The organism is Acidovorax facilis, assembly GCF_050626955.1.
In the GTDB taxonomy this organism is placed as follows: domain Bacteria; phylum Pseudomonadota; class Gammaproteobacteria; order Burkholderiales; family Burkholderiaceae_C; genus Acidovorax; species Acidovorax facilis.
On sequence record NZ_CP192460.1, the window covers coordinates 894052 to 905968 of the forward strand.

Sequence of the window (11917 nt, forward strand, 5' to 3'; positions counted from 1 at the left end):
GGGTCGTCCTGTTAGTTGAAGTTGTTTTCGAGAAATCCGCTTTTCTTCGTGATGTCGTCAAGTGCCACCAGGGTTTCGAGCAGCGCCTTCATGTGCTTGAGCGGCACGGCGTTGGGGCCGTCCGACCAAGCCTCAGCAGGGCGGGGGTGGGTTTCCATGAACAGGCCCGCCACGCCCACGGCTACACCGGCGCGGGCCAGCACGGGCACCATGTCGCGCGCGCCACCACTCACGGCACCCAGGCCGCCGGGTTTTTGCACCGAGTGGGTGACGTCAAACACCACGGGCGCACCGGAGTTGCGCATCTCGGCCAGGCTGGTCATGTCGGCCACGAGGTTGTTGTAGCCAAAGCTCACACCGCGCTCGCAGGCCAGGAAGCGGTCTTCCGACAGGCCAACTTCGGCCGCTGCAGCCCGGGCCTTGTCGATGACGTTCTTCATGTCCCAGGGCGCCAGGAACTGGCCCTTCTTGATGTTCACCGGCTTGCCGCTTTGCGCCACCGCGCGGATGAAATCCGTCTGGCGGCATAGGAACGCAGGCGTTTGCAGCACGTCCACCACGCTGGCCACCTCGGCCACGTGCGAGGTGTCGTGCACGTCGGTCAGGATGGGCAGCTGCAGTTGGCGGCGCACTTCATCGAGGATCTTGAGGCCAGCGTCGATGCCGACGCCGCGCTTGCTGGTGCCGGAGGAGCGGTTGGCCTTGTCGAACGAGCCCTTGTAGATCAGCGGAATGCCCAGCGGCGCGCAGGCTTCCTTGAGCTGGCCTGCGACATCGAGCGACATTTCCAGGCCTTCAATGGAGCAAGTGCCCGCGATCAGGAAAAAGCGCTGTTCCAGGCCGACGTTGAATCCGCACAGCTGCATGGTGAGGTCCCCTTAGGCTTTTTTCGCGGCTTGCTGGTGTTCCACGGCCGCCTTGATGAAGGCATTGAACAGCGGGTGGCCGTTCCAGGGCGTGGACTTGAACTCGGGGTGGAACTGCACGCCGATGAACCAGGGGTGCACGGTTTGTGGCAGCTCCACGATTTCGGTGAGTTCTTCACGCTGGGTCAGCGCCGAGATCACCAGGCCCGCCTTGCGCAACTGGTCCAGGTAGTTCACGTTGGCTTCGTAGCGGTGGCGGTGGCGCTCGGTCACCACGTCGCCGTAGATGCTGTGGGCCAGCGTGTCCTTGGACACGTCCGAGCTCTGCGCGCCCAGGCGCATGGTGCCGCCCAAGTCGGAGTTTTCATCGCGCTTCTTGATGGTGCCGTCTGCATCCTTCCACTCGGTGATCAGTGCGATCACGGGGTGGGGCGTGTTGGGGTCGAACTCGGTGCTGTTGGCGTTGGCCAGGCCCGCCACGTGGCGTGCGTATTCGATGGTGGCCACCTGCATCCCGAGGCAGATGCCCAGGTAGGGCACCTTGCGCTCGCGGGCAAACTGGGCCGTGGCGATCTTGCCTTCCACACCACGCTGGCCAAAACCACCGGGCACCAAGATGGCATCGTACTTGGCCAGCTTGGCTGCTGCGTCGGCGCTGTCGATGGTTTCGGAATCGACGTGGTCGATTTTCACGCGGACATGGTTGCGCATGCCGGCGTGGCGCAGGGCCTCGTTCACCGACTTGTAGCTGTCCGACAGGTCCACATACTTGCCGACCATGGCGATGGTGACTTCGCCCTGGGGGTGTTCGGTTTCATACACCAGGTCGTCCCAGCGCTTGAGGCTGGTGGGCGGGGTGTTCAGGCGCAGCTTGTCGCAGATGAGGCCATCGAGGCCCTGTTCGTGCAACATCCGGGGCACCTTGTAGATGGTGTCCACGTCCCACATGCTGATCACGCCCCATTCGGGCACGTTGGTGAACAGCGAGATCTTGGCGCGCTCTTCTTCAGGGATGCGGCGGTCGGCGCGGCACAGCAGCGCGTCGGCCTGGATACCGATTTCGCGCAGCTTCTGCACCGTGTGCTGGGTAGGCTTGGTCTTGAGTTCGCCCGCTGCCGCGATCCAGGGCAGGTAGGTCAGGTGCACGAAGGCTGCGTTGTTCGGGCCCATGCGCAGGCTCATCTGGCGCACGGCTTCCAGGAACGGCAGCGATTCGATGTCACCCACAGTGCCGCCGATTTCGACAATGGCCACATCCACGGCATCGGGCGTGCCGATACCGGCGCCGCGCTTGATGAATTCCTGGATTTCGTTGGTGACGTGGGGAATGACCTGCACGGTCTTGCCCAGGTAGTCGCCGCGACGTTCCTTCTCCAGCACGGACTGGTAAATCTTGCCCGTGGTGAAGTTGTTGGTTTTCTTCATGCGCGTTTCGATGAAACGCTCATAGTGGCCCAGATCCAGGTCGGTTTCTGCGCCGTCGTCGGTCACGAAAACCTCGCCGTGCTGAAACGGCGACATGGTGCCCGGGTCTACGTTGATGTAGGGGTCAAGCTTGATGAGGGTGACTTTGAGTCCCCGCGATTCGAGGATCGCGGCAAGGGAGGCTGAGGCGATTCCCTTACCGAGGGAAGACACCACACCGCCGGTGACGAAGACAAATTTGGTCATGTCTGAAGGGGGCCTCTCACGAGAGGTCTCCTGGTGGTGGGAAATTGGGATTATAGATGGCACCCCGGCGACACCCCGCCGGGCAGGGTCACCCCCGTCTGCTAAATTCGCCCCATGAATGAGCTTGTTGGCAAACACATTGTTCTGGGTCTGAGCGGGGGCGTGGCTTGCTACAAGGCGGCTGATCTGTGCCGCCAGCTCATCAAGGAGGGGGCCACCGTGCAGGTGGTGATGACCGAGGCGGCTGAACAATTCATCACGCCGGTCACCATGCAGGCGCTGTCTGGCCGCACGGTGTACGGCTCGCAGTGGGATGCGCGCGAGCCCAACAACATGCCCCACATCAACCTGAGCCGTGAGGCCGACGCGATCCTGATAGCGCCATGTAGCGCCGATTTCATCGCGCGGCTGGTGCAGGGCAGGGCGGATGAGCTGCTCAGCTTGCTGTGCCTGGCCCGCCCTGCGCAGCGGGTGCCGTTGCTGCTGGCTCCGGCCATGAACCGCGAGATGTGGGCCCATCCGGCCACGCAGCGCAACCTGGCCCAGGTGGCGCAGGATGGCGCGGTGGTGCTGGGTGTGGGCAACGGAGACCAGGCTTGTGGCGAGACTGGCGATGGCCGCATGCTTGAGCCTGTGGAGCTGCTGGAAGAGTTGATTGCCTTCTTCGCGCCCAAGGTCCTGGCGGGGCGCAAGGTGCTGGTGACGGCGGGGCCCACTTTTGAGGCGATCGATCCCGTGCGTGGCATCACCAACCTCTCGAGCGGAAAGATGGGTTTTGCCATTGCCCGTGCGGCCCGCGAGGCCGGTGCCGAAGTCACTTTGGTCGCAGGGCCTGTGCATGTGCCCACGCCACGTGGGGTGCAGCGTGTGAATGTGCAGTCGGCCCAGGAGATGCTGGCGGTTGTACAGCGCCATGTGCAGGTGGCGTCGGTGTTCGTTGCCACCGCTGCCGTGGCGGACTGGCGGCCCGCCAGCCAGTCCTCCCAGAAAATCAAGAAAGACGGCTCGGGCCAGACACCGACCCTGGGTTTCGTGGAAAACCCCGACATCCTGGCCATGGTCGCGAAGTCATCGCATGCCCTGGAGGGTGATCTCTTTTGCGTCGGTTTTGCTGCTGAAAGCCATGATCTGCTGGCACACGCCACGGCCAAGCGTGCGCGCAAAGGGGTGCCGCTGCTGGTGGGCAACATTGGCCCTGCCACCTTTGGGCAGGATGACAATGCCCTGCTGTTGGTGGACGCCCAAGGGCACCGCGAGCTGCCCCGGGCTTCCAAGCGGGTGCTGGCCCAGCAGCTGATCGGGGAGATTGCGGCGCGGTTGTCCCCTGTGGGTTCCTAGAGGTCTTTGCCGGGAGGCCGTATGAAGACTGGTGCCACCAAGCCTGAATGGGATACGCCGCCCGATGGCGACTTTGCACGCTACGTGGAACGGCTGACCGCGCCTGCACCTGCCAGAGGTGTACAGGCTCCAGCCCCTGGCTCCACCACCGCCCAGAAGTCCGCTGGGGCGGGTGGGGTGCGCCCGGCGCCCCAGTCCGGTCCGCCGGATCTCGCTCTGGTTCTGAAGCCTTTGCTGGGCGTTGTGCGTGCGGTGCGCGCCGTGCTGCTGGTGTTGATTGCCTTGCACGGGGTGGCGCTGTTCATGTTCAGTCAAGGATCTTTGCCGGGGCTCGCGGTCATGGCGGCCATCTGGTGGGGGTTGGGGCGTTTGATCGACGTGGCTCCCAAGGCCCTATCATCCGCAGCCTTCGGGGCCGCGTCTGGCGTGGAGCCCTTGCAGGAGCGGCTGCGGCAAATGGCCCAGCAGCGCACAACAGGAAAGAAAAAATAGCCGTGAAGATTGATGTGAAGATTCTGGATCCGCGCATGGCGGACCAATTGCCCACCTATGCCACCCCCGGCAGTGCTGGCCTGGACCTGCGCGCTTGCCTGGATGCTCCGCTCACCCTGCAGCCGAATGCCTGGCAACTGGTGCCCACGGGCATTGCCGTCTACCTCAAAGACCCCGGGTACGCCGCGCTGATCCTGCCGCGCTCGGGTCTGGGACACAAGCATGGCATCGTGCTGGGCAATCTCGTGGGCCTGATTGACAGCGACTACCAGGGCCAGCTCATGGTGAGCGCCTGGAACCGCAGCAATGTGGCCTTCACGCTGGAGCCCATGGAGCGCCTGGCCCAACTGGTCATCGTGCCGGTGGTGCAGGCGCAGTTCAACGTGGTGACTGCGTTTGCAGCGACGGAGCGGGGCGAGGGTGGCTACGGGTCAACCGGGAAGGCCTGAGCACCGGGCTGAATGGGGTCGGGGCAGGTTGGGGTTGTAAGACGCCGCTTACCTTTGGATGGGTTTGTTACTGACGCAGGCGCAGCCCCTGCGTCTACGGGACAGGGGGCTGGGGCGTTGTTCCAATCTAGGTATGCGCACCAAGGCCGGATTCCCTGCAAGCCGTGTGCACCCCCTGACTTTAGGAGTACGAAAATGCTGCAAATTACCCGTTCTTTCGCCATCGCTGGCGCCGTGGTCCTTGTGGGCTCGTTGGCCGCCTGCGGCCACAACCGATCGGCCCCTGCGCCGCAATATTCGGGGGGTTACTCGGGCGGCTACCAAACGGCGCCGGCCTACCCGAACAATCCGGCCGGCACGGAGTACGGTCGGGTTTCCAATATCGAAGTGCTGCAGGGGCGGTCGCAAGGCCAGACCTCCGGGGCTGGTGCTGTGATCGGCGCGGTCGTCGGTGGTGTTCTGGGCAACCAGATTGGCAAGGGCTCTGGTCGTGCGGCCGCAACCGGCGTGGGCATTGTTGGAGGCGCAGTAGCAGGCAATGCCATTGAGGGCCGCAACAACAGCCAGGAAGTACAGGGCTACCGCCTGTCGGTGCAACTCGATCACGGCGGCTACCGCGTCTACGACGTAAGCAGCCCCGGCGATCTGCGCATTGGCGACCGTGTACGCCTGTACAACGGCCAGATTTCACGCCTTTAATCGACCATTCGGGCTTGGCTAGGCTCTGAAAACCGTTCAGGGCCTTCCTTTCGCCCAGCTCAGTGGAGCAGGTTACTGCCAGGCGCCTGCGGCTGTACCCGAAAAAAGCCTGTGCCGGCGCTGCCCCGGCCAATTTCCTCTTCGGTGGCTTCCCGCACGGCCTGTACGGTCAACTGCAAGCGCAGCGCAATCCCCGCCAACGGGTGATTGCCGTCCAGGACCACATGCTCCGGATAGATCTCCGTGACCGTGTAGAGCCCCGTGCGGGGGGCATCGGGATTGCAGCCCTCGGGCAGCGCGGCGCCGTCAAACGTCATTCCCTCTTCGATCTCTGCCGGAAAAAGATCGCGTGGCTCCAGGAACAGCAGTTGGTCGTTGAAGTCACCAAACGCATCTTCGGGCTCCAGGTGCAACGCCAGCGTGGCACCGGGGCCGTGGCCTTGCAGGGCTTCTTCGATGCGGGGTAGAAGGTCGTCGCCCCCCACCAGAAACTCTACGGGATCGTCGAGCACATCCAGTTCTTCGCCAAGGGTGTCTTTCAGTGTCCAGGTCAGTGCGACCACACATTGTTGGGTAATTTCCATAGGAGAATTGTCGCAGTTTGACCAACGGCTCCGCAAAGGGGCAGACCAGTTCCCATGGATATCCTGCAACCCCTTACCCTGCTCGGTGGCCTGACCCCCGCCCAGTTCATGCGCCGCCATTGGCAGAAGAAGCCCTTGCTGGTGCGCCAGGCCATTCCCCAGTTTGCTCCCCCTGTGTTGCGGTCGGAGCTGTTCGCGCTGGCCTCCCAGGAGGGCGTGGAGTCTCGCCTCGTGCAACTGGCCAAAGGGGCGTGGAAGCTGCGCCATGGACCCTTTCAAAGGCGTGCCCTGCCTGCGCTCCAGCATCCCGATTGGACTTTGCTGGTGCAGGGCGTGGATCTGCACAACGACGCCGTGCATGCGCTGATGCAGCAGTTCAGGTTTGTGCCGGAGGCGCGGCTTGATGACCTCATGATCAGTTATGCGTCCGACGGCGGTGGTGTGGGCCCGCATTTCGACAGTTACGACGTCTTTCTGTTGCAGGCCCACGGAACGCGGCGTTGGCGCATTGGCCGCCAGAAGGATCTCGCGCTGCGCGAAGGTATTCCACTCAAAGTGCTGGCGCAGTTCGAGCCTGAAGAGGAGTACCTGCTGGAGCCGGGCGACATGCTGTACCTGCCGCCGCGTTATGCCCACGATGGCATCGCCGAGGGCGAATGCATGACTTATTCGATCGGCTTTAAGGTGCCGTCCCGCGCCGAACTGGGCCAGGAATTGTTGGTGCGCTTGGCCGAGGATGCTGCGGATCAAGACAAGCCCCTGCTGTACCGCGATGCCCAGCAGGAAGCTGTGTCTCAACCCGCGGCCATTCCGGCGGGTTTGCAGGACTTCGCGCGGGATGCTTTGAGCCGCGCGCTGGCGCAGCCCCTTGTTTTGGAGCGCGCACTGGGGGAGTATCTGACTGAGCCCAAGCCGAATGTGTGGTTCGAACCTGGCGATACAGGCGTGATGCTGGAAGGGGTGCGCCTGGACCGCCGCAGCCGCATGATGTACGACACGCACCATGTGTTCATCAATGGCGAGAGCTACCGCGCAGCAGGCCGCGATGCAACGCTAATGCGCCGCCTGGCTGATGAACGTCAGTTGACCGCCCGCGAGCTTGCGCGCGCCAGTGACGACGCGCTGGAGCTGCTGTCGTCCTGGTGTGATGCGGGCTGGGCTCACGTCTGGGCTGGATAGATCGAAGCACCCCAGGAGACACCGTCATGACCGAGATTTCTGCCAGTTCCGCCGATTCGCGGCCCGATCTCCCGGTGGGTCGTTTCAGCAGCCGTGAAGCGTTTCAGCAAATGGTGCGCGACGCGATTGCCACAGCCGCCCGGGATGGCTGGAAGGAAATTGTGATCAGCGATGCGAATTTCCATGACTGGCCCCTGGGCGAACTTAGTGTGGTGGAGGCCTTGCAGGATTGGGCCCATGGAAGTCGGCGTTTCACCATGCTGGCGTGCAGCTACGATGATGTGATACGTCGGCACGCGCGTTTTGTGCGTTGGCGGGGCACCTGGGACCACATCATCAATTGCCGTCGCAGCCCGGCGGCTGATCCCCTGGATATTCCCAGTGCATTGTGGTCCCCGTACTGGGTGATGCAACGGCTGGACCCGGAGCGGTGCGTGGGGGTTGCAGGCTTTGAACCAGATCGCCGTGTGCTGCTGCGCGAGACGCTCAACGAGTGGGTGCGCAGCAAAAGCACGCCCGGTTTCCCCGCATCGACGCTGGGGTTATGAGCCAAATGCGCGCTTTGCGCCTTGTCAATTGGGCGTAAAGGTTTCGTCAGTGTTAGTCTGTATTGACTAAATACCAATATAATCAGCGGCTGCGCCGAAAAGGTGCAAGCCAAGCGCATTGTGCCAAAGCGTACCGGGGCTTCCAAAAAGCCTGACGCCGTGGCTTTTCAAGATTCTGTCTGTCCAACTAGGAAAATCGAAATGAAGAACTCTCTCGTTCTGGCCGCCCTGATCGCCGCTGCTGCACTCGCCGCTTGTGGCAAGAAGGAAGAGCCCGCTCCTGCTCCAGCACCAGCTGCCGTGGAAGCCCCAGCTCCAGCACCCGCACCAGCTCCTGCCGCTTCTGAAGCCGCTCCTGCCGCTTCCGACGCTGCCTCGGCTGCTGCTGCACCTGCTGCCGATGCTGCCAAGGCTGCCGCTGACGCTGCTGCCACCGCTGCTACTGGCGCTTCCGCAGCCAAGTAATTCGCTGCAGGCCGCAGCGGGTTGCAAAACCTGCTATCGACCGATAGCCCCGCACCGCAAGGTCGGGGCTTTTTCTTTTTGGGGGCGTTTTCCTTCCCCGGGGTTGGTCGTTTGCGGCGTGACCGGAGTCACTTCATCCTGCAACTGCCAGCCAGGGCGTTCCCACCGTTGGGCTGGCGACGGTGATTTCCTCGGCGGGCCACTCCAGTGCAAGGCCTAGCGCCTGTTGAGCGAGGCTGGGTGCATTGTTCTGTGCGCTCAGGTGGGCGGCCACCACACGCTGCAGGCCAGGGTGCCGCACGGCACGCAGGATGTCGGCTGTCGCAAAATTGGCCAAGTGCCCATACGGTCCCCCGACGCGGCGTTTCAAGAAGGTCGGATACCGGGATGCTTCGAGCATTGCGGGGTCGTGGTTGGCTTCAATCATCAACGCATGGCAGCCTTGTAGTTGCTGCAGAACATGGTCGCTGGCGTGGCCCAGGTCGGTGAGCACGCCCAGGTGGGATGCGCCGTCCGAGCAGCGCAGCTGCAGCGGCTCGCGCGCATCGTGGGGCACCGTGAAGGGCAGGGCGCTGAAGATGCCGAGGTCCAGAGCCTCCATGTCGTGTGCGATGCGCAGCATGCCATCAAAGTCGGGGGCTCCGAGGGCGGCGTAGGTGCCCTGGCTCATCCATACCGGGATGCGGTAGCGCACGGCCACGGCCAGTGCACAGCCGATGTGGTCCGAGTGTTCGTGGGTGATGAAGACGGCATCCAAGTCTTCGATCTGCAACTGCGCTTGCGCCAGGCGGGTTTGCAGTTGCCGGATGCCGAATCCGCAATCGATCAGCAGGCGGCGTACCTGTGTGCCGCTGCTGCCTTCCACCACCGTGGCATTGCCCGTGCTGCCGCTACCCAGGTTCTTGAAACGCAGCATGTCGTGGTTGAAGGCGCTTGCCGCGCAGCACCTCTGTAGCCTGGGCCCCGGGCCCAGGCAGGGGGAGCGAAGAGGCGCGCGGTTCGTCGCTTATTTCAGATCGTCGGCAATCACGCGGACGATGCGCTCGGCATTGGAGGACGATTCGGGGACGCCGGCTTCGTTGAGCACCGATACCGTGGTGGACTCCCCTTGGCTGCGCACCAGAATGCGGTACTTGAGTGGAGGTGTGGCGTTGGACGAGCTGAAGAGTTTGCCGAAGAACCCTGGCTCCTTCTTCTCGGCATTGGGCGCCACATAGCGCACAAAGTAGGTGCCTTCATTGCGATTGCGGTCTTCCACCGTGAAGCCGGTGCGGTCCAGGGCCAGGCCGATGCGGCGCCAGGCGCGGTCAAAACCCTCGTCAAGCTGGACCACGGGTTTGTTGTCTACCGTGGCCATGCGGGCCGACTGAGCGCGTGGGGCGGGAGCCGCAGCCACTGCCTTGGACTGCTCTTGGCTCACGCCCAGCTTGACCATCAGGCGGCGCAGGAATTCGGTTTCGAGTTCCGGGTCGGAGGGGCGGGGTTGCCACACGGTGCTGTCTTTGGAAACGTTGCCGTAGACCTCAATCATGCCGCGATGGGTGATGTAGATCTCGGTGCCGCCATTGGCGTTGCGCTCCAGGCGCGTGCGGAACTTGTCGCGTTCACCGGTGGAGTACAGCGAGTCGAGCAGCTTGCCCAGGGTCGAGCGGATGAAATCCTGCGGCAGCTTGGCACGGTTTTCGGCCCAGTCGGTTTCCATGATGCCCACGTTGGCGTCTGCCTGCGCCAGGTTGAAGCCGCTTTCCTGCCAGAAGTCGCGCACGGGTTCCCAGAGCTTGTCGGCCGGGCGGTTGACCACCAGCCAGCGCTGGTTGCCGTCGCGCTCGATGCGCACGTCGCCCAGTTGCAGGGCTGCGGCGTTGGCGGTGCCCGATGGCTGAGCAGCCTGGCCGGCCTGCATGGCAGCGGCCGAGACGGCGCCGCCTGGGACGTTGTAGCGTGAATCACGCGACAGCTGGGTCAGGTCTGGCGGGACTTCCAGGGTCGAGCCTTTGGTCGCGCTCTTGTAGTCGATCTTGTCGCCCTCCAGGGCGGCACAGGCAGACAGGGCCATGGCAAGGGCCAGCAGGCTCAAGCGGGTGGTAGCAGCTTTCACGCGGAAATCCTTGGAGAGTGTCTCGGGGAGCGGGCGCAGCCCGGATTAGATCAGGCCGCTGGTGCGCAGCGCAGATTCGACCACAGCCTCGTTGCTGTTGGTCAGCGGCGTCATCGGCAGGCGCATCGTGCCACCGCACAGGCCCATGCGGGCCATGGCCCACTTGACCGGGATGGGGTTGGCTTCGACAAACAGGTTCTTGTGCACCGGCATCAGCTTGAACTGGATTTCCATGGCCCGGCGTGCATCGCCCGCCAGGGCAGCCACACACAGTTCGTGCATGAGGAGCGGGGCGACGTTGGCGGTCACGCTGATGTTGCCGTGGCCTCCGCACAGCATCAGCGCCACAGCGGTCGGGTCGTCGCCCGAATACACACCAAAGCCCTTGGGCACATCGCGGATGAGCCACTGGGCGCGTTCGATATTGCCGGTGGCTTCCTTGATGCCGATGATGCCGGGCACCTGGGTCAGGCGCAGCACGGTGTCGTGTTGCATATCGGCCACCGAGCGGCCGGGCACGTTGTACAGCACGATGGGCAGGTCGCCCGTGGCTTCGGCAATCGCCTTGAAATGCTGGAACTGGCCCTCTTGCGTAGGCTTGTTGTAGTACGGCACGACCTGCAACTGGCTGTCGGCCCCCACGCCGCGCGCGAACTTGGCCAGCTCGATGGCTTCGGCGGTCGAATTGGCGCCACAGCCCGCCATGATGGGCACGCGCTTGGCAGATTGCTCCACGGCCACGCGAATGATCTCGCAATGTTCTTCGACGTTGACGGTGGGCGACTCGCCCGTGGTGCCCACCACGCCGATGCAGTCGGTGCCTTCGGCAATGTGCCAGTCGATCAGTTTGCGCAGAGCCGGGTAGTCCACGCTACCGTCCTCGTGCATGGGAGTGACGAGGGCGACGATGCTGCCGGTGAGAGCGACGGAGGAAGAGGTCATGTCCGCAGTGGTAAACGGTAAAAGAGCATTCTAACTAGCCCACATGGGCAGAAGATGTCGTGAGGGTCCCCCAGGCGGCGGGAGTTCCCGCACGGCCGTGATGCGTTGCACGAAACGGTCGGGGTTTTTTTGGAAGCCGTCTTCATAGGCCAGCGTGCGCAGGCCCGTGCAGGCGGTCAGCAGTTCTCCGGGCTGCAGCAGGAACTCCGGCCGGGCCGGGCGGCCCACGGTTTCGTTGCCGTGTGCAAAGGTCTCGTAGATCAGCACGCCGCCTGGGGCCACGCTCTCCACCAGGGTGGCCAGCAGGGGCCGCCACAGGTAGTTGGTGACCACCACGGCACCAAACTGGTGGCCTGCAAAGGGCCATGGGCCGCTCTCGATGTCGGCCAGTACCAGTTCACCCAGACCCTCGCAAGCGGCCAGAGCCTTGGCAGAGCGGTCCACCCCCACCACGGAGTGCCCCAGGCCGCGCAGCCAGCGCAGGTGGCGCCCGGCGCCGCAAGCCACGTCGAGCACCGTGCTGCCCGGCGCAATCAGGTGGGACCAGCGGCGGACCCAGTCGGAGGGAGCTTCGTTACCGTGCATG

Annotated in this window: 14 protein-coding genes; 7 read left to right on the forward strand and 7 right to left on the reverse strand. The window is 63.7% G+C overall.

Annotated elements, in window-relative coordinates:
• Window positions 1-11: 11 nt before the first annotated feature.
• The gene (kdsA, locus tag ACQ4MJ_RS04065) at window positions 12-866 is read right to left on the reverse strand and encodes a 3-deoxy-8-phosphooctulonate synthase (RefSeq protein ID WP_431149882.1); all 855 of its coding nucleotides are present in this window, start codon (window positions 864-866) and stop codon (window positions 12-14) included.
• A gap of 12 nt (window positions 867-878) precedes the next feature.
• The gene (locus ACQ4MJ_RS04070) at window positions 879-2537 is read right to left on the reverse strand and encodes a CTP synthase (protein ID WP_431149880.1); all 1659 of its coding nucleotides are present in this window, start codon (window positions 2535-2537) and stop codon (window positions 879-881) included.
• 114 nt (window positions 2538-2651) lie between these two features.
• On the opposite strand from ACQ4MJ_RS04070, the gene coaBC reads away from it, so the two are divergent.
• From coaBC to ACQ4MJ_RS04090, 4 genes are all read left to right on the forward strand, one after another.
• Window positions 2652-3875, forward strand: a complete 1224-nt coding sequence (gene coaBC, locus ACQ4MJ_RS04075) for a bifunctional phosphopantothenoylcysteine decarboxylase/phosphopantothenate--cysteine ligase CoaBC (RefSeq protein ID WP_431149878.1) — start codon at window positions 2652-2654, stop codon at window positions 3873-3875.
• Window positions 3876-3896: 21 nt separating this feature from the next.
• A complete protein-coding gene (locus ACQ4MJ_RS04080; protein WP_431149876.1) occupies window positions 3897-4367 on the forward strand; it encodes a hypothetical protein in 471 nt (156 codons plus the stop codon).
• Window positions 4368-4369: 2 nt separating this feature from the next.
• Window positions 4370-4816, forward strand: coding sequence for a dUTP diphosphatase (gene dut, locus ACQ4MJ_RS04085; protein ID WP_431149874.1), 447 nt, complete (start codon window positions 4370-4372; stop codon window positions 4814-4816).
• A gap of 195 nt (window positions 4817-5011) precedes the next feature.
• Window positions 5012-5515: a glycine zipper 2TM domain-containing protein gene (locus ACQ4MJ_RS04090; RefSeq protein WP_055400893.1), complete on the forward strand. Its 504-nt coding sequence runs from the start codon at window positions 5012-5014 to the stop codon at window positions 5513-5515.
• A 59-nt stretch (window positions 5516-5574) separates the two neighbouring features.
• On the opposite strand, the gene ACQ4MJ_RS04095 is transcribed toward ACQ4MJ_RS04090, so the two are convergent.
• Window positions 5575-6099, reverse strand: a complete 525-nt coding sequence (locus tag ACQ4MJ_RS04095) for an FKBP-type peptidyl-prolyl cis-trans isomerase (RefSeq protein ID WP_121420676.1) — start codon at window positions 6097-6099, stop codon at window positions 5575-5577.
• A 54-nt stretch (window positions 6100-6153) separates the two neighbouring features.
• On the opposite strand from ACQ4MJ_RS04095, the gene ACQ4MJ_RS04100 reads away from it, so the two are divergent.
• The 3 genes from ACQ4MJ_RS04100 to ACQ4MJ_RS04110 all read left to right on the forward strand — a co-directional run bounded on the left by ACQ4MJ_RS04100 (window position 6154) and on the right by ACQ4MJ_RS04110 (window position 8291).
• Complete coding sequence (locus tag ACQ4MJ_RS04100; RefSeq protein ID WP_431149871.1) at window positions 6154-7278, forward strand: JmjC domain-containing protein; 1125 nt, start codon at window positions 6154-6156, stop codon at window positions 7276-7278.
• A 26-nt stretch (window positions 7279-7304) separates the two neighbouring features.
• Complete coding sequence (locus ACQ4MJ_RS04105) at window positions 7305-7826, forward strand: hypothetical protein (RefSeq protein WP_431149869.1); 522 nt, start codon at window positions 7305-7307, stop codon at window positions 7824-7826.
• A gap of 201 nt (window positions 7827-8027) precedes the next feature.
• On the forward strand, window positions 8028-8291 hold the full coding sequence (locus ACQ4MJ_RS04110; protein WP_081474651.1) for a hypothetical protein: 264 nt from the start codon (window positions 8028-8030) through the stop codon (window positions 8289-8291).
• 133 nt (window positions 8292-8424) lie between these two features.
• Here the strand turns inward: ACQ4MJ_RS04110 and ACQ4MJ_RS04115 are convergent, their stop codons facing one another.
• From ACQ4MJ_RS04115 to ACQ4MJ_RS04130, 4 genes are all read right to left on the reverse strand, one after another.
• Window positions 8425-9207, reverse strand: a complete 783-nt coding sequence (locus ACQ4MJ_RS04115; protein WP_431149867.1) for an MBL fold metallo-hydrolase — start codon at window positions 9205-9207, stop codon at window positions 8425-8427.
• A gap of 90 nt (window positions 9208-9297) precedes the next feature.
• The gene (gene bamC, locus ACQ4MJ_RS04120) at window positions 9298-10389 is read right to left on the reverse strand and encodes an outer membrane protein assembly factor BamC (protein WP_431149865.1); all 1092 of its coding nucleotides are present in this window, start codon (window positions 10387-10389) and stop codon (window positions 9298-9300) included.
• Window positions 10390-10434: 45 nt separating this feature from the next.
• The gene (dapA, locus tag ACQ4MJ_RS04125) at window positions 10435-11331 is read right to left on the reverse strand and encodes a 4-hydroxy-tetrahydrodipicolinate synthase (protein WP_431149863.1); all 897 of its coding nucleotides are present in this window, start codon (window positions 11329-11331) and stop codon (window positions 10435-10437) included.
• 30 nt (window positions 11332-11361) lie between these two features.
• Window positions 11362-11916 (reverse strand): class I SAM-dependent methyltransferase, encoded by a 555-nt coding sequence (locus ACQ4MJ_RS04130; protein WP_431149861.1) that lies wholly within the window; start codon window positions 11914-11916, stop codon window positions 11362-11364.
• Window position 11917: the final 1 nt, after the last annotated feature.